Below are 17,570 nucleotides of genomic sequence, written 5' to 3' on the forward strand. Positions count from 1 at the left end.
ACTCCTTACAGCTGATACCGGCGCATCCGGGTTTGGATGCCGAAAAGATAGATGCAGACCCCCACAAGGATGATCGCGAACATGGCGCCAGCGATGGCCGATCCCATATGCGGGTCTCCCAGTTGCAGCTGGAAGCCAAAGAATGTCCGATACATGAACGTGCCAAGGATATCGGTCGAGAAGGCCGGCCCCGCCAACGCGCCTTGCGCGGCATAGATCAGGTCGAAGGCATTGAAATTGCCGACGAATGTCAGGATCGAGATGATACCGATCGAGGGCAGGATCAGCGGAAGCTTGATCTTCCAGAAGGCAGACATGCCAGTGATACCGTCAATTTCGCCCGCTTCCAGAACCTCTTCGGGGATCGACAGAAGCGCGGCGTAGATCAGCATCATCGGGATACCGACGAACTGCCAGACGGAAATGAGTGCAAGCGTGGTCAGCGCGTATTCTTCCTTGCCCAACCAAGGCGCAAATAGGGATTTCAGGCCCACCGCATCCAGCATCGAAGGAGCGATGCCCCAGATGGGCGACAGGATCAGTTTCCACGCAAAGCCAACAATCACGAAGCTTAGGATCGTTGGGATAAAGATGGCCGAGCGGTAAAGTGCAGCGAAGCGCAGCCGGGGATGGCTGAGGATCGCGGCCAGAGCGATGCCGATCGGGTTCTGAACCAGCATGTGGATCAGGAAAAACCAGAAATTGTTGCCCAATGCGTTCCAGAATTGCTCGGACCAGATCGGATCCCCAAACAGGGTCTGGAAGTTCTGAAGCCCGACATAGACGCGCTCCTGATCAATCTTGCTGAACAAGGACAGGCGCAGCGTGTTGAAAAGCGGGAAGATCATCACCGCCGTATAGACAAGCACAGCAGGGGCAAGGAACACGGCAATGTGCCAACGGATACGAGGCTTTTGCATGGGAAACTCCGGGTGTGTGCCCGGACGCCATCAAAGCGTCCGGGTCGTTTGCAACAGAGGGAGGTTACTGCTGCGGTGCGTACCAGCTGGCCAGACCGTCTTGCAGTTTCTGACCAAGCTCTTCAGGTGACGACGTGCCTTTGATGGCGGCCACGGACGCGCCCCAGGTGTCGTTCTCTAGGTTCGGCGTACCACGCGACAGGATCTGATAGGTCGAGCGGATTGTGCTTTCGCACTCGCCGCGCCAGCCTACGATCTCTTTCGCCAGCGGATCTTCCAGTTCAACAGGTGTGCTGGACAGCGGGAAGAAGCCGGGCAGAGCGTTGCCAAAGATCGACGCGAACTCGGGGCTTGCGACCCAAGACAGGAACGTCTTGGCAGCGTCCGGGTTGGCAGTCTTGGCGTTCATGCCGATGCCGATGTCCGTGTGGTCCGAGATATAGCAGGTGTCGCCTGCATTCTGGACGGGCGGCTTGAAGGCACCCATTTCGAAGTCAACCAAGGCGTTGAAGCCCGAGATCTCCCACGATCCGGCCGGATAGACGGCAGCACGGCCCAGCGTGAACAGGTTTTGGCTGTCGGGATAGGTTTGAGCCTCATAGCCGTCACCCAGATAGCCGCCCCATTTGGCCAGTGTCGCATAAGGCGCAACCCATTGCGGGTCGGTCAGCTTCTGTTCGCCTTTGATCAGCGCCAGACGACCTTCTTCGCCCTTCCAATAGTTCGGACCGATGTTGTTATAGCCCATGGTGGCCGCTTCCCACTGGTCGTTGGTGCCCATCGCCATCGGGATATAGCTGCCGTCTTCCTTGATGGTGTCGAGAGCGGCGAAGAACTCGGCCTCGGTGGTCGGAACCTCGATGCCCAGCTCGGCAAAGGCGTCCTTGTTGTAGATGAAGCCGTGGATCACGGATGCCATCGGCACGCAGAAGCTGGCCGAACCATCATCTGTCTGCCATGCGGACTTTGCCACGTCCGAGAAGTTGCCCATGGCCTCCATGTCGTCCAGATCAGCCAAGTGACCTGCTTCGAACAGGGCCAGCGAGGCATCGAACGGGCGGCAAGTGATCAGATCACCAGCCGACCCAGCGTCCAGTTTCGAGTTCAGGACCGCGTTGTATTCGGCAGGGGCCGACGGGCTGAATTTCACCTTGATGCCGGGATGTTCGGCCTCAAAAGCCGGAATGATCTTGTCCTGCCACAGGGTCAGGTCGTCATTGCGCCAGCTTTCGATGGTCAGCGTGACGTCTTCTGCATAGGCGCTTGTCGCGACCAATGCGGTGCCGGCAAGCGCCAGCGAGAACAAACTACGTTTCATTTTTTCCTCCCAGAAGTTTGATTTATTCGTTCTTGAGTTTCTCCAACACGGGGCGAAGGTGCCCCTTGCGGGCATTCAATAGCGCGGTTGCCTTGGGCAGGCTCTCGACGCCGGATGCGATCAGAATGGCGGGTTTCACGGCGCCACCTGCTTGTGACAGGGCGTTTTCGGCCACGGCGTCATCGACCCCCGCGATCTTCGCGACAATCCCACGTGCACGGCCAAGCAGCTTGGCGTTGTCCGCGGTCAGATTGACCATCATCCCGTCATGCACATGGCCCAACTGGACGGCCATCAACGTCGACAGCATGTTCAGGGCAATCTTCTGCGCCGTGCCCGCGCCCATCCGGGTCGAACCCGAAAGCAGTTCGGACGGGGTGGCCAACAGAATTGGATGATCGCTGAGGCACAGCAGCTCGGCCCCGGCGTTGTTGGCAATGCCGACCACCGTTGCCCCTGCGGATATTGCGACCCGGGCGGCCTCATTTGTGTATGGCGTCGAGCCACTGGCCGATACGGCTATCACAGTATCATGTGGTCCGATGTCTGCGAGGCTCTTGCGAATTTGGTCGGTTTCATCTTCCGTGCCGCCGGGCATTTCCGCCCCTGTTGGCAACCCTCCGGCCATGTGAATGCGGATCTGAGAAGGTGGGATCGAGAACGTGCCGCCCAGCTCCATCGCGTCAGCGGCAGCCATCAAGCCCGAGGACCCAGCTGCCACATAATGCAACACAGCATCTTGGGAAATGCTCTGGGCCATGGCCTGACTGGCGTCTGCAATCTGACCAGAAGCCTTTTCCACGCATGTGGCCGCGTTGCTTTGGCCTTGCGACAAAAGCAGAGCGATCTCGGTCAGAGGCCGGCAATCAAGCCCCTCTGCCTTTTCGTGCAATTGTTCTGTGACACGCTGTGGCACGCGATTCCCCCCATTGGATTGTCAAATAACATACCTATTAAATACCATTTGTCTACCATTTTGTTGTGATCCATGATTATTGCGCCAATTTGGTTTGAATTTAGGCTCCTGGGTCGATTTTGGTCTTTTAAAACTAAAATAGGTATTATAAAGGTATCACATGATTCATTCATCCAAGCATACATCCAATCCCGTGGTGGCCATCGACGGTGGCGGTACGCGTTGTCGCCTTGCTTTGCGCAATGGGTGCGCTGATGCGGTGGTCGAATTGGGGTCCGCTAATGTCACCACAGATTTCGATGCCGCGATTTCCGAGATCTCGCGCGGGTTGGGGTTGTTGGGCGCGCGCGCCGGGATTGAAATGGCCGAACTGATCAGCCTGCCGGCCTATGTGGGTCTTGCTGGGGTTGCGGGCCCATCTGTCGCTAAGGACGTCGCTGAAGCCCTGCCATTTACACATATACGTGTTGAAGATGATCGCCCGTCCGCACTGGTGGGTGCATTGGGCGCGCGTGATGGCGTGGTGGCGCATTGCGGCACCGGGTCGTTCTTGGCAGCCCAGATCAATGGAGATCGGAGATTTGCAGGGGGCTGGGGACCGGTTCTGGGTGATCCGGCATCTGCGCAATGGGTTGGGCGACGCGGTTTGACGCTGACGCTGGATGCGGTGGATGGGATTTGTGCGCACACTGCCTATTCCCAACATGTTTTGGACAAGCTGTCTGGCGCAGCGGGTGTCGTGCAGTTCGCTTCGACAGCCCGCCCGGCGGATTTCGGGGCGTTGGCCCCGGCAATCACTGCCTACGCAGCAAAGGGCGACGCCCTTGCGCGGCAGGTCGTGCAGGAAGCCGCCAACAGCATCGCGGAATTGCTGCCGATCCTGGGGTGGAAGCCCGGCATGGCCATCTGCCTGACCGGAGGGATCGCGCCGCAATACGCATCCTATCTGCCCGACGACATGCAAAGCTGCGTCACCGCCCCAGCGGGGGAACCCCTGAGCGGGGCGCTGTCCTTGGCCCAATCGTTCAGCGAGGAGATTGCCCATGAACATCTCTGATTTTCTGGATCCTCAGGAATGGCTGGGACACCGCTCGGGTCCGCGTTACGTGCAGTTGCGTCGCCGGATTGAAGAAGCAATCGAAAAGGGCATTTTGCCGCCCGACAGTTCTTTGCCCCCAGAACGCGAAGTTGCCGAGATCACTGAACTGTCCCGCGTTACCGTGCGCAAAGCCATTCAAGAGCTGGTAAAGCTGGGTGTTGTCGAACAGCGCCAGGGCTCGGGCACGTTCGTTCGCGCCCCCGTTGCGCGGGTCGAACAGTCGCTGTCGCATCTGACGTCGTTCACCGAAGACATGAAACGGCGTGGCCTTGAAACCACCTCGCGGTGGTTGGAACGGGGCGTCTTCATCCCGTCGCCGGAAGAGGTTCTGACATTAGGCCTTGCTGCCGGGGATTCCGTTGCCCGAATTTACCGCCTGCGCGAGGCTGGTGGGCAACCTATGGCGCTTGAGCGTGCGTCGCTTCCGCTGGACATTCTGCCCAACCCGATCGAGGTGTCCCGCTCGCTTTATGAAGTGCTCGAACAATCCGGCAATCGTCCGGTGCGCGCGGTGCAGAAAATCTCGGCGGTGAATCTAGAACCCGATGATGCCGAACTTCTTGGCGTGGCTGAAGGCACCGCAGGACTGAGCATCCAACGTATTTCCTATCTGGACAGCGGCCGCGTGGCCGAGCTGACCCGATCCGTCTATCGCGGTGACGCCTATGACTTCGTGGCCGAACTGCGCCTTTCAACGTGACCTGACAAACATTAAGGCTGCCTGACATGTCCCAAGACACGACAACGCGCATGCGGCGCGAAATCAATGAAATCCCTGATGCCGTCGAACGGCTTCTGACCGAAGGGCGCGCGGGTGTTCTGGCAACCGCTGCCGAAATCCGCGAGCGCGATCCACGGTTCCTGCTGTCCGTCGCACGCGGCTCGTCCGACCACGCGGCGACCTATCTGAAATATGCCAGCGAGCTGCTGCTGGGCTTGCCGATGGCATCCGTCGGGCCGTCCATCAAGTCGATCTATGGTGTGGACGTCGCGGGCGAAGGCTCGCTGTGCATTTCCGTGTCGCAGTCCGGCCAAAGCCCCGACATCGTGCGGCTGACCGAAGCCTTCGCCAAAACCGGTGCCTATACCGTGGCCATCACAAATGATGCGACGTCGCCCTTGTCCCAAGCCACAGCGGCCACCTTGCCGATTTATGCCGGGCCCGAGCTGAGCGTGGCAGCCACCAAGACCTTCGTGACCTCGCTTGTCGCCGGTCTTTGGCTTCTGGCGCAGCTGAAGGATGACGCCGAGTTGATCGCCGCAATTCACGCGCTGCCTCAGCATCTGCAGAAGGCAACCGAGTGCGACTGGACCCCCGTCGTGGATGCCATCATTGGCTCCAGCGAGTGTCAGTCTCTGTTCACTCTTGGGCGTGGGCCCAGCTGGGCAATCTCGAATGAAGCGGCGCTGAAGTTCAAGGAAACCTGCCAGATCCACGCCGAAAGCTATTCCTCGGCCGAGGTGCTGCACGGCCCGGTCTCGATCGTCGAGCCAGGCTTCCCGGTAATTGCTTTTGCCGCCCGCGATGCTGCCGAAGACAGCATTGCAGGTGTGGCTGATGCACTGGCCGAGAAAGGTGCGCTGGCGTTCACGACCTCGGACAAAGCCAAGGTCGCAACGCATCTGCCGCATGTCTGCACCGATCACTGGATCACGGATCCCGTGGCCTCGATCGTATCGTTCTATGGCATGGTGGAAACGGTTGCAGCCCGGCGTGGGATCAACCCGGATACGCCGCGCCATCTGAAGAAAGTGACGGAAACGGTATGATCCATGGCACGGTGACATATCGCGGCGGGCGGATCTTCGACGGGACGCGACTGATTGACGGTTACGCGATCAGTTTCAAGGACGGGCAGCGCCTGGCGTATGGCCCCGACGCGGATGTGCCTGACATGGGCGCGGTGATCGATCTTGGAGGAGACATCCTTGGCCCCGGCTATGTAGATTTACAGGTCAATGGCGGGGATGGGATCATGCTGGGGGACGATCCGTCGGTCGACACCCTTTCGCGGATCGCGCGTGCCCATCGCGCCCTTGGCGTGACGCATCTGTTGCCGACCCTAATCACCGACACGCCCGAGATCACACGCGCCACGATTGCCGCAACGATTGATGCCGTTCGCGAAGGCGTACCGGGTATCGCCGGGTTGCATCTTGAAGGCCCGCATTTGTCCGTTGCCCGCAAAGGCGCACATGACGCAGCGCTGATCCGCCCGATGACGGACGATGATCTGACCGAGCTTCTGGCAGCCGCCGACGCCCTGCCATGCCTGAAAGTCACCATTGCGCCCGAGAACGTCACCGAAGCGCAGGTTGCCGCCATGGCGCAGGCGGGCATACTTGTATCGCTGGGCCATACGGATGCTGACTATGATACCTGCCGCAGCTACATGGCTGCCGGTGCGCGCTGTGTGACGCATCTGTTCAACGCGATGAGCCAACTTGGCAATCGCGAACCGGGGCTTGTCGGTGCGGCCCTCGCATGTGGCAAGGTATTCTCTGGGTTGATCGCCGACGCGGTTCATGTCCATCCGGAAGCAATTCGTACTGCATGGGCTGCCAAGTCCGGGCCGGGGCGGATCTTTCTTGTCAGCGATGCGATGGCCGTCGCAGGCTCAGACAAAACAGAGTTCACGCTGAAAGATCGCACCATCCATCGCCGGGAAGGTCAGTTAACGCTTTCAGATGGCACGTTGGCCGGGGCAGATCTAGATCTGACCACGGCCATCCGGGTGATGGTCGAACAGGTCGGGCTGCCATTAGAGGCCGTGCTGGGCGCGGCAACGACAGCGCCATCGCAATTGCTCAACGCGGGCTTGGTCACGCCGGCCGATCCAAACTGCCGCGCATCAGATTTGATCCGCATTTCGCGCGATTTGCGCGCGGTGTCTGTTTTGATCTAAGTTCGCCTGAACCAGCACGTAAGCGCTTTGCCTCTGCGGTGAAGCAGCACAAAGCAGAGCGGGAAGACCCGCTTACATGGCCGCCAATGTGTGCTCCAAACCGTTGCGAATGTGCTCTTCAAGCAGTCGCTTGGCCTTGCTCGCATCCCGTGACAGCGCCGCGTCAAACATGGCGTTGTGTTCGACCACGGCTTCTTCACCGCGATACGTCAGGACCAACATCTGATAGCGCAGGTATTTGTCGTATAGTGTCGAGTGGAGCGAGAGCAGGTTCTTGGAATTGCACGCCTCGATCATGGCCAAATGGAATTCCCAGTCATAGCGTTTCCACATCTCTTTCTCGGAATGATCGCCGGAAAGCATGCGTTGTTCCATCAGGTGTAGCTTGTGATGGGCGGCGACCAGATTGCCTTCCCAGTCGGTGTCTCCGTTCTTGATCGATTGTTCAAGCGCATGACATTCCAGAAGGACGCGCAGCTCGGTGATTTCGATCAGGTCTTCACGAGAGACCGGGGTCACAAAGAAACCGCGTTGTTCAGGCGCTTCAACGAAACCTTCGCTTGCAAGACGATTTAGGGTTTCGCGCAGCGTCGATGAACTGGCCGAGTAGCGCTGCTTTAGCGCCTCGAGCTTTAGTTTCGCGCCAGGGGTCAATTCGCCGAAAATGATGTCGTGCTTGATGCGCTGATAGGTGCTTGATCCGACAGTGGCGAATTGTTTGTTCATCTTTTTATCCGGTTTTTTCTGCTTTTCCATTTTTTGTACCATTTCGCTGATACAGTCACAATAACTCAATAAATCCGTTAAAACAAAAAATATCAGACATTATTGCAAATTACGTTTGCCGCGCCTAGGGTGAGGTGATGACGCCGGCGACTCTGTCGGTCAACGAAATTCAAGGCGCGTCTGCGCTCTAGGGGGGACTGTCCCGGTGGAGACTGTTCAAATTGCAATTGCTGGGGTGGGTCTGGTTGGCCGACGTCATGCGGATGCCATCAACCAACTGAAACACGTAACCCTGTCCGGGGTCGTGGATCCCAGCGCTGAAGGGCGTGCCTTCGCCCAAGACCGGGGGGTTGCGTGTTTTGACACGCTGGAAGAGCTGTTTGCGGTGCAAAAGCCGGATGGGTTGGTTTTGGCAACGCCCACATTTCTTCACGTCGAACAGGGACTTGAAGCTGTACGCCATGCGTGTCCGGTTCTGGTCGAGAAACCCTTGGCGACCTCGGCCCGCGAAGCGCGGACGCTTGTTGAGCAGGCAGAAGAGAAGGATGTGCCCATTCTTGTCGGGCACCACCGCCGTCACAACCCACTGATCCGCAAGGCGCATGAAGTTGTCTCGGATGGTGGGATCGGTGAAGTGCGCGCGGTGCACGTCAATTGCTGGTTCTACAAGCCCGACCATTATTTCGATGAAGCGCCTTGGCGCAAAAAAGCGGGGGCGGGGCCGATCTCGGTCAATCTGGCGCATGATGTGGATCTGATCCGCCATCTGTGCGGCGAGGTTAAAAGCGTTCAGGCGCAGTCAGCGCCGTCAATGCGCGGGTTCGAGAATGAAGACGTCGCCGCTGCTGTCTTGCGGTTCGAGAATGGCGCGATCGGCACAATCACCGTGTCCGACAGTATCGTCGCGCCCTGGAGCTGGGAGCTGACGTCGAACGAATACCCGATTTACCCGCCGACGCCCGAAAGCTGCTACATGATCGGCGGCGCGCATGGATCACTGTCCGTTCCCGATCTGCGGTTGTGGACACACCAAGATGGAAAGCGTGATTGGTGGACGCCGATTTCGGCGACGACGCTTATCCGCGAGGCCTCGGACCCGCTGGTCAACCAGATGCACCATTTCGCGGATGTTATCACCGGACGGGCTGTACCCTTGGTGTCCGGACGCGAGGGATTGCGCACGTTGAAAGTGCTGGAAGCCATTCAGTTGGCCTGCCTAACTGGTAAAATTGTCGACATTCACCCCGGTCAAGATATTGAAACTGAAGGGGAATATGTGGCTACAGGATAAAATATCAGATATTTTGCAAAAAATATTGCAAAATATCCAAAATCAGGCAAAGCTTACAATCGAGCTGATCAATGCGATATTCAGGGAGGAAAATCATGATCACCAAACTTACACGCCGCGCGGCGATTTCTGCCATCGTGGCAGCGGGCGTTGTTGCGGGCACATCGGGTGCCAGCTTCGCGGCCGACAAAATCCAACTGCGTCTGGCAACTTCGGGTTCGGAAACGGACCAGCGTTCGGTCGCGATGGCCGAAGTCTTTGGGCCGATGGTCGCAGACTTCGCCGACTATCAACCCAGCTATAACGGCACCATCTTCGCCCAAGGCACCGAGCTTGACGCGATCTCGCGCGGGAACCTTGAGATGTCGATCGCCTCGGCGCAGGAACTGGCACAGTTCTTCCCCGAGTTCTCGATCTTCGCGACAGGTTATGTCCATCAGGACGCTGCCCACCAGGTTGCCGTGTTCAACGATCCGCTGATGGATCCGTTCAAAGCCAAGGTGGAAGACGAACTGGGCGTAAAGCTGCTGTCGGTCATGTATCTTGGCCGTCGTCAGGTGAACCTTCGCCAGTCGAAAGACGAATTGACCGTCATGACTCCGGCTGACCTTGCAGGCGTGAACCTGCGTATGCCGGGCACGGATGCATGGCAGTTCCTAGGTGCCGCTCTGGGGGCCGCGCCCACGCCGATGGCATTCTCGGAAGTTTACACCGGTCTGTCGACCGGTGCCGTAGATGGCCAAGACAACCCGCTGCCGACCGTTGTGGACAAGAAGTTCTACGAGGTGACCAAGCAGATCGTTCTGACGTCGCACCTTGTTGACCTGAACTACATCGCGATGTCGAAAGCTGTTTGGGATGGCATGTCGGCTGACCAGCAGGCCACCGTACAGAAAGCCGCCGATGCTGCTGCCGAAAGCGGCCGCCAGAAGCAGCTGGAGCTGGAAGGAAGCCTTGTGTCCTTCTTGGAAGAGCAGGGCATGTCGGTCTACGAGCCCGATCTTGATGCCTTCCGTACCCACGTGCAGGCACAGTATGTTGGTTCTGAATTTGCAGCCAGCTGGCCCGAAGGTGTGCTTGAGAAAATCAACGCACTGGGCAACTAAGCCAAACTGACAAGGGGGAGAACGACAATGGAGAAAGCCTTCAAGTGGTTCTCCCGACTTGCAGAAGCGATTGCCGGCGGTTTGCTGGCGGCAATCTTCCTGACCTTTCTTCTACAGATCGCGCTGAGATACCTGTTCACGCCCGCCGGCTGGACGTTGGAGCTGATTGGTATCCTGTGGGTCTGGGTGATCTTCTTCAGCTGCGCCTTCGTAGTGCGCGAACAGGATCAAGTGAAATTCGACATTATCTATCTGTCGGTTAGCAGACCGGTTCGTCGGGTCTTCGCGCTTATCTCGGCTGTCGCACTGGTCGTTGGGATGCTCTACACGCTTCTTCCGACGCTGGACTACATCGACTGGATGAAGATCCGCAAAACCGCAACGGTGCGCAATCCGTTTACGGGCAACAAGATTCCGCTACGCGATGTCTTCTCGATCTACGGCGTCTTCATCGTTGCGATCGCCGTACGGTATGCTTGGCTGTTCGTCGACACCCTTCGGAACGGACCGCCCAAGACCGAGCTGGAACTGGCCGTCGAGGCGCTTCACGAGGCTGAAGCCGCAGAGAATTCCCAAGAGGATGCAAACAAATGAGCTTTGAGCTGATTTCCCTTCTTGTCACTCTCTTCTTCTTGGCAGGGATTGGCACGCCGATCGGGTATTCGATCTTGTTGGCATCTGTTGTCTATCTGGGTGTTGCCGGGCTGGACGTGGCTTTGGCGGGCGAGAAAATCCTGCAGGGCTTCTATCGCAGCACCATCCTGCTGGCCGTGCCGCTGTTTATCGTCGCCGCCAACATCATGAACGCCGGGTCGATCACCGACCGACTTCTGAATTTCTGTGTCGCGGCTGTTGGGCGTTTCAAAGGCGGCCTTGGGCATGTGAACGTCGTGGCGTCTCTTATCTTCTCGGGCATGTCGGGATCGGCTGTCGCGGATGCTGCCGGTATTGGCAAAATCATCATCGAGATGATGACCAAAGGCGACCGCTACCCGCGCGGATATGCAGCCGCGATCACCGCTGCCACCGCCACAATCGGTCCGATCATTCCGCCGTCGATCCCCATGGTGCTCTATGCGCTTGTGTCTAAGGCATCTATCGGATCGCTGTTCCTTGCTGGCATCTTGCCGGGCCTGATCATGGGTGCTGTGCTGATGGGCATTAACGGCTACCTGGCCCGCAAGCGTGACTTCGCGTTGGAAGAGCCTATTCCGCTGCGCGAACTGCCGCGGAAAACGGCGAATGCCTTCCCTGCGCTTCTGATGCCCGCGATCCTGCTTTATGGCATCTATGGGGGCGTCACGACGCCAACAGAAGCTGCCGCTGTTGCTGCATTCTATGCGCTGATGCTGGCCTTCATGTTCTACCGCGCCATTTCATTGGGCAAGCTTTATCAGGTGTTCGTGGACAGCGCCCGGTCGTCGGCATCTGTCGGGATCGTCATCGGCGGCGCGTTCATCCTGAACTTCATCGTGATCCAGGAACAGATCCCGCAGGCGATCTCGTCCATGCTGGAAGGCTCGGACATCAGCCCGATCATGTTCCTGATTTTGGTGAACGTCCTGATCTTGGCGCTGGGCTGCGTTCTGGATGCCACCACAATCATCTTGGTGATTGTCCCGCTGTTCATCCCAACATGCGAGGCCTTGGGCATCGACCTTGTTCATTTCGGTGTGCTGGTGGTTGTGAACTCGATGATTGGTTTGATTACGCCACCTTATGGAATCCTGCTCTTTGTGATTAACGCGGTTACAGACATCCCACTGCGTGAAATCATCGCCGAGATCTGGGCCTTCCTGATTGTTCTGGTTCTGGCGCTGATCGCGATGATGCTGTTGCCTGACATGATCCTGTGGCTACCGAGGCTCTTTGGATACCAAGGCTAATGTCACTTGCAATTTCGACCACGTCCATCCCCGGTGATCTCGAGGAAAAACTCTCGGTCATCGCGGAAGCGGGCTTTCAAGCTGTGGAGCTGCACGAGCCGGATTTCACCGGATTTCACGGGGCCGCCGAGGATGTTGCTCAGATGGCGCAGGGGTTGGGGCTGTCGATCAACCTGCTGAAGCCCTTCAACGAACTTGAAGGGTGGGACGGGAAAGAACGCACCCGCGCTTTTGATCGGCTCGAGCGGAAGTTCGACTTGATGGGCGCGCTGGGCACCGATATGCTGCTGATTGGTGCCTCCAGCCGGGAAGTGTCGATTGAGCAGGCCACAACAGATCTTGCAGATGCTGCCGCCCGTGCGAAAGCGCGTGGGATGCGTCTGGCCTATCTTGCGTTGCCGTGGGCGGGATCGGTTCAAACCGATGCGCAAGCGCTGGACCTGATTCAGCAGATCGACAGTCCCAATCTGGGTCTCGCGCTCAATAGCTATTTCTCGCTTGCGGATGGGGCGAAGCCTGCCCAGTTGCGGGACCTGCCGGGCGAACGTGTGTTCCACGTTCAGCTGTCCGACGCGCCGCGCACGCAAGGGGCCATTCGCAGTCTTAAACGGCACTTCGGCATGCTGCCCGGTTTGGGATCTCTGAACCTCGCGGGGTTCGTGAAGGTGCTGTCGCGTGCGGGTTACAATGGCGCGTGGTCGGTGGCGCGTGTGAACGAACACAGCCCGCGTCCCGGCGGGCGCACATTGGCGCAAGATGGCTATCGGGCGCTGGTGAACCTGCTGGACGAAGTGTCCCGCAGCGATCCCGACCTACGCTTCGACATCCCCGATCTTCCGCCGCGCGTTTACACCTCGGGGTTTGAGTTTATCGAGTTTGCGGCGGACACCACCAGCGGCAAAGAGCTGACCGACATGCTGTCGGCCATGTGTTTCCGGATGGAGCGCAAACACGTCTCAAAATCAGTCGAGCTGTGGCGACAGGGTGCGATCAATATCGTCGTGAACACCGATACAGAGGGCTTCGCGCATTCCGCCTTTATCGGCCACGGCCCGTCGGTCTGTGACATGGGGTTGCGCGTTAAGGACGCGGAGCAGACTGTCGCGCGCGCAACCGCGCTTGGCACGCCGAAGTTCTCGCAACCCGTGGGTACGGGCGAATTGGACATTCCTGCGATCCGCGGCGTTGGCGGCAATGTGGTGCATTTCATTGACGAGAAATCCGACCTGCATCGCGTCTGGGATATCGAGTTCGAACCCGTCGCCAAGACCGAAGCCACCCAGCCAGCGGGCCTGCGCCGTATCGACCACGTGGCCCAGACCATGCGCTATGAGGAAATGCAAAGCTGGCTGCTCTACTACACCTCGACCTTCGAGATGTCGAAATCTCCGATTGTCGATGTGGCGGACCCGGCAGGTGTGGTGCACAGCCAAGCCATTGAAAGCCCAGAAGGCGAAGTGCGTCTGAACCTGAATGGCGCCGAGGGGCACCGAACTTTCGCGGCTTCGTTCTTGGCCGACAAGTTCGGGGCAGGGGTGCAGCATATCGCGTTCCTGAGCGACGACATTTTTGAGACCTCCGCGCAGCTTGCGGCACATGGTTTCCCACGGTTGGAGATCTCGCCCAACTATTACGACGATCTTCAGGCGCAGTTCGGGTTGGACGACGACCTGATCGCACGTTTGCGCGCCGGCAACATCCTCTACGACCAGCAAGGTGACACTGCCTATTACCAGATCTACAGCCAGCCGATCTTCCAAGGGTTCTTCTTCGAGATCGTCCAGCGCACCCGCAGCTATGCCGGATACGGCGCGCGCAACGCGTCCGCCCGACTGGCTGCACAGATGAAACACCAACGACCAGCAGGGATACCGCGCACATGAAAGCCGCGCTGATTGGACAGAATATCGGGGGGTCTCTGACCCCGGACATGCATATGGCCGAGGCGAAAGCTCAGGGCTTTAATTATGCATATCAACGATTTGACACCGTAACGCCCCCGTTTAACGGGATGACCTTGAAGGAGATCCTGCAACGGGCCGAGGCTGAAGGCATGGTCGGTGTAAACGTGACCCACCCTTTCAAAGCGGACGCTGCCGGTTTGATGCACGAGCTTTCCGAGACCACACAGACGTTGGGCGCTGTGAACACCGTCCTGTTCGAAAATGGGCGTTGGATTGGTCACAACACTGATTATGTCGGGTTCCGCTCGGCGCTGCGGCGCGAAATGCCGATGGCATCCATTGCGAAGGTTTTGCTGGTTGGGGCAGGGGGCGCGGGCGGTGCCGTTGCGCTGGCCTTGATAGATCAAGGATGCGGTGCGCTGTGCGTAACAGACCTATCCCGTGATCGTGCCAATGCGCTCGCCACGCGGCTGAAGGCGGCGCGACCTCGGGCGGATATTCAGGTTGTTCGTGACATTGAAAGCGCTGATCCCTCCAGCCTGAGCGGTGTCGTCAATGCAACCCCCGTTGGGATGGATGCTCATCCGGGTATGGCTTTTGATCCGGACCAGCTTTCGCCCGCGTGTTGGGTCGCAGACATCATCTATTTTCCGCGTCAGACCGAGCTTCTGAAACGCGCCGCGTCGCGTCGCCTGCGCATAATGGACGGGTCTGGCATGGCAATTTTTCAGGCGGCGGCCGCGTTTCACTTGCTGACCGGGAAAGCGGCATCTCCTGAACGGATGTCCGAGCAGTTCAAGCATCTTGTATCTTTGGAGCGGGAGGAAATGGCATGACCACCCAATCTTCAGATGCAGACGCCATTCGCCATTGGTGGCGCACCTCGATCATCGACATGGAACCGGGCAAGATCGCGTTCCGGGGCCACCCAATTCAGGACCTGATTGGCAATGTGTCCTTTCCCCAGATGATCTGGCTGATGGTGCGCGGTGACATGCCAAACGCCGACGAAGCCGCCCTGTTCGAAGCCGCTTTGGTGGCCGGGGTGGATCACGGACCACAGGCGCCCTCGATCGCCGCTGCGCGTATGGCGGCGACCTGCGGGGTTGGGCTGAACAACGCCATGGCGACGGCTGTAAACATGCTGGGCGATGTGCATGGTGGCGCGGGCGAGCAATGCGCCGAGCTTTACTATGGCATCTCGGACAAGCTGCGCGCGGGGCAGGGGCTGAACGAGGCCGTCACCAGTGGGCTGGACGACTGGCGCACGCAGTATGGGAAGATCGTCTCGGGCTTTGGGCACAGGTTCCACAAACCCGTCGATCCGCGTGCCCCGCGGCTGATGCAATTGGTGCGCGACGCTGCGGCCAAAGGCACGGTGTCCGGCCGTTTTGCCGATATCGGCGAAGAGGTTCAGGCCGAGCTTGGTCGTCAGCGCGGCGGGCGTCCCATTGCGATGAACATTGACGGCGCGACCGCGGTAATTTTCTGCGAACTCGGCTTCCCGGCACCCCTGTCGCGCGGGCTGTTTTGCCTGTCTAGATCCGTCGGCGTGCTGGCGCATGCTTGGGAGCAGATGAACCAGGGTGGTCGGAACAAAGGTCCGATGCCGCCCAGCTATTTACCACTTTATGAAGCGAAAGAAGATGACCGGTGACGCACCGAAAACCTTCCGGGTCGGCCTTGTTGGATGTGGCCGCATAAGTGACATCTATCTGACGACACTTGCGAAATTCCCTGAACTCGAGGTTGTAGCCTGTGCCAGCCTTGATCTGGAGGAGAGCCGGGCAAAGGCCGCGCAACACGGGATTGCACGCGCCTGTTCCGTGGACGAGGTGATTGCCGATCCCCAGATCGATTGCATCCTCAACCTGACCATTCCGGCAGCCCATGCTGATATCACGCGGCGGGCGCTTCTGGCGGGCAAACATGTCTACTCGGAAAAACCCTTTGTGACGGACATGGACGACGGGCGCGAGCTGCTGGAATTGGCCGAGGCACGCGGGCTGAAGCTGGGCAATGCGCCTGACACCTTCCTTGGCGGACGCTGGCAAACCGTGCGCCGTTTGATCGACGAGGGCGCGATTGGTCGTCCGACCGGGGTGTTCGCCCATGTGGGCACCCATGGCACAGAACGGCACCACCCGAACCCGGATTTCTATTATCAGACAGGGGGCGGGCCGCTTCTGGACCTTGGTCCCTACTACCTGACTGCCATGGTGTTCTGCCTTGGCCCCATCGCGCGCGTGGCGGGCATGGCAAACCGCGCCTTTGACCGCCGCCAGATCGAAAACGGCCCCCGCAATGGCGAATGGATAGATGTGCAGGTCGATACCCATTCGCTCAGCTTGATCGAGTTTGAAACCGGGGCCATCGGTTCGATGACCATGAGTTTCGACATCTGGGACAGCGAAACCCCGCGGTTCGAGATCTATGGCGAGACCGGCGTGATCTCGATCCCCGATCCCGACCCTGTGCATGGGGCGAATGATTTTCACGGCCCGGTCTGGCTGCGCACGCGCGAGACCTCGCGCTGGTCACACCAACCTCGCCCCACCGGACGCGACGATTGGCAAGTGGTCGAGAACACCCACGGCTTCAATGAAAACAGCCGCGGTCTGGGCTTGCTTGATCTGGCCTTGGCGGTGCGGGACGACCGGCCCGTACGGGCAAGCGGTGCGCTGTCTTTCCACGTGTTCGAGGTGATGGACGCCATCGCCCGCGCCCCGCACGAAGGGCTCTACCAGAGTATTGCCAGCACATGTCCCGTGCCCGAACCGCTTCCCGAAACCTTCCCTGCCAGCGAAAACACCAGGACTCATGAGGCCGCCAATGCCCATTGAAACCGTTACTATCGCCGAGCCGTTTTTCGGCATACGCCACGTCACGGTCGAGGCCCAGTATGAGGTCTCCGACCGCGCGATTGTGGTGAACGTCTCCGACCGCCCCATTCGTGTCGAGCGGCAGACCCTTGCCCCGCTGCAATCGGCGATCTTCGCCAATGTTACCTTGGACGATGTGGATCGCGCCATCGTGGTAGAGCGGTTCGACGCCCATGCCGATGACGCCGCCCTTTGCGCTGACGTGCGCAAGGCGTGGCCGACGGCTTTTGAGTTGCGAGGGGAAGAACGGCTGCGCGGGGTTGAACACTACATGTCGCCCAAGGTTTTCGTCGGCAATATCGGTCTGACCATGTATCATTCTGCCTCGGTGCCGTTGAATGTCGGTCTGCACAAAGATCACCCGTTCTGCCCGGTGCCGGGCTTTCGCGAGGTGCACACCCAGATCGTCGGGTTCGGCAAGATGCAGCAATGCCGCGAACGCGACCCGGCCACGCTGTATCTGGAAGAACCAATGGCGCCGGGCATGACCCATCGACCGATGTATGACGACCAAGGCAACTATCCTTGGCACCAATATGAAACGACCACGCCCAGCATTTTCATGGCGCTGGAAATCCTGCCCGAGGGGGCAGAGATCCCGAAACTGGGAGGATAA

Annotated in this window: 17 protein-coding genes; 13 read left to right on the forward strand and 4 right to left on the reverse strand. The window is 58.9% G+C overall.

The window, feature by feature from the left end:
* Positions 1-5: 5 nt before the first annotated feature.
* The 3 genes from MWU53_RS11795 to MWU53_RS11805 all read right to left on the reverse strand — a co-directional run bounded on the left by MWU53_RS11795 (position 6) and on the right by MWU53_RS11805 (position 3,154).
* Positions 6-920 (reverse strand): sugar ABC transporter permease, encoded by a 915-nt coding sequence (locus MWU53_RS11795; protein ID WP_247093572.1) that lies wholly within the window; start codon positions 918-920, stop codon positions 6-8.
* Positions 921-984: 64 nt separating this feature from the next.
* Positions 985-2,238 (reverse strand): ABC transporter substrate-binding protein, encoded by a 1,254-nt coding sequence (locus MWU53_RS11800; protein ID WP_247093574.1) that lies wholly within the window; start codon positions 2,236-2,238, stop codon positions 985-987.
* 22 nt (positions 2,239-2,260) lie between these two features.
* Positions 2,261-3,154, reverse strand: coding sequence for an N-acetylmuramic acid 6-phosphate etherase (locus tag MWU53_RS11805; protein ID WP_247093576.1), 894 nt, complete (start codon positions 3,152-3,154; stop codon positions 2,261-2,263).
* A 160-nt stretch (positions 3,155-3,314) separates the two neighbouring features.
* Here MWU53_RS11805 and MWU53_RS11810 point away from each other — a divergent pair, with 160 nt between their 5' ends.
* From MWU53_RS11810 to nagA, 4 genes are read left to right on the forward strand one after another with little or no spacing between them, the layout of a single operon-like run.
* The gene (locus MWU53_RS11810) at positions 3,315-4,211 is read left to right on the forward strand and encodes a BadF/BadG/BcrA/BcrD ATPase family protein (RefSeq protein ID WP_247093579.1); all 897 of its coding nucleotides are present in this window, start codon (positions 3,315-3,317) and stop codon (positions 4,209-4,211) included.
* Complete coding sequence (locus MWU53_RS11815) at positions 4,198-4,953, forward strand: GntR family transcriptional regulator (protein ID WP_247093581.1); 756 nt, start codon at positions 4,198-4,200, stop codon at positions 4,951-4,953. The genes MWU53_RS11810 and MWU53_RS11815 overlap by 14 nt, the downstream gene beginning before the upstream one ends.
* Positions 4,954-4,979: 26 nt before the next feature.
* A complete protein-coding gene (locus MWU53_RS11820) occupies positions 4,980-6,023 on the forward strand; it encodes an SIS domain-containing protein (protein ID WP_247093583.1) in 1,044 nt (347 codons plus the stop codon).
* Complete coding sequence (nagA, locus tag MWU53_RS11825; protein WP_247093585.1) at positions 6,020-7,159, forward strand: N-acetylglucosamine-6-phosphate deacetylase; 1,140 nt, start codon at positions 6,020-6,022, stop codon at positions 7,157-7,159. The genes MWU53_RS11820 and nagA overlap by 4 nt, the downstream gene beginning before the upstream one ends.
* A 72-nt stretch (positions 7,160-7,231) precedes the next feature.
* On the opposite strand, the gene MWU53_RS11830 is transcribed toward nagA, so the two are convergent.
* Entirely contained in the window at positions 7,232-7,885 is a 654-nt protein-coding gene (locus MWU53_RS11830) for a GntR family transcriptional regulator (protein WP_247093586.1), read from the reverse strand.
* A 205-nt stretch (positions 7,886-8,090) separates the two neighbouring features.
* On the opposite strand from MWU53_RS11830, the gene MWU53_RS11835 reads away from it, so the two are divergent.
* The 9 genes from MWU53_RS11835 (at position 8,091) to MWU53_RS11875 (ending at position 17,570) form a co-directional block, all read left to right on the forward strand.
* Positions 8,091-9,176 (forward strand): Gfo/Idh/MocA family oxidoreductase, encoded by a 1,086-nt coding sequence (locus MWU53_RS11835; protein WP_247093588.1) that lies wholly within the window; start codon positions 8,091-8,093, stop codon positions 9,174-9,176.
* Positions 9,177-9,271: 95 nt separating this feature from the next.
* Positions 9,272-10,282, forward strand: a complete 1,011-nt coding sequence (dctP, locus tag MWU53_RS11840; protein WP_247093590.1) for a TRAP transporter substrate-binding protein DctP — start codon at positions 9,272-9,274, stop codon at positions 10,280-10,282.
* Between the two features lie 27 nt (positions 10,283-10,309).
* Positions 10,310-10,876, forward strand: coding sequence for a TRAP transporter small permease subunit (locus MWU53_RS11845; protein ID WP_247093592.1), 567 nt, complete (start codon positions 10,310-10,312; stop codon positions 10,874-10,876).
* Positions 10,873-12,168, forward strand: a complete 1,296-nt coding sequence (locus tag MWU53_RS11850; RefSeq protein ID WP_247093594.1) for a TRAP transporter large permease — start codon at positions 10,873-10,875, stop codon at positions 12,166-12,168. The genes MWU53_RS11845 and MWU53_RS11850 overlap by 4 nt, the downstream gene beginning before the upstream one ends.
* Entirely contained in the window at positions 12,168-14,051 is a 1,884-nt protein-coding gene (locus tag MWU53_RS11855; RefSeq protein ID WP_247093596.1) for a sugar phosphate isomerase/epimerase and 4-hydroxyphenylpyruvate domain-containing protein, read from the forward strand. The genes MWU53_RS11850 and MWU53_RS11855 overlap by 1 nt, the downstream gene beginning before the upstream one ends.
* Complete coding sequence (locus MWU53_RS11860) at positions 14,048-14,908, forward strand: shikimate dehydrogenase (RefSeq protein ID WP_247093598.1); 861 nt, start codon at positions 14,048-14,050, stop codon at positions 14,906-14,908. The genes MWU53_RS11855 and MWU53_RS11860 overlap by 4 nt, the downstream gene beginning before the upstream one ends.
* Positions 14,905-15,729, forward strand: a complete 825-nt coding sequence (locus MWU53_RS11865; RefSeq protein WP_247093600.1) for a citryl-CoA lyase — start codon at positions 14,905-14,907, stop codon at positions 15,727-15,729. The genes MWU53_RS11860 and MWU53_RS11865 overlap by 4 nt, the downstream gene beginning before the upstream one ends.
* Complete coding sequence (locus MWU53_RS11870; RefSeq protein ID WP_247093603.1) at positions 15,719-16,915, forward strand: Gfo/Idh/MocA family oxidoreductase; 1,197 nt, start codon at positions 15,719-15,721, stop codon at positions 16,913-16,915. The genes MWU53_RS11865 and MWU53_RS11870 overlap by 11 nt, the downstream gene beginning before the upstream one ends.
* On the forward strand, positions 16,905-17,570 hold the full coding sequence (locus MWU53_RS11875; RefSeq protein WP_247093606.1) for a hypothetical protein: 666 nt from the start codon (positions 16,905-16,907) through the stop codon (positions 17,568-17,570). Before MWU53_RS11870 ends, MWU53_RS11875 begins: the two co-directional genes overlap by 11 nt.

It is taken from the genome of Aliiroseovarius sp. S1123, assembly GCF_023015885.1.
GTDB lineage: Bacteria > Pseudomonadota > Alphaproteobacteria > Rhodobacterales > Rhodobacteraceae > Aliiroseovarius.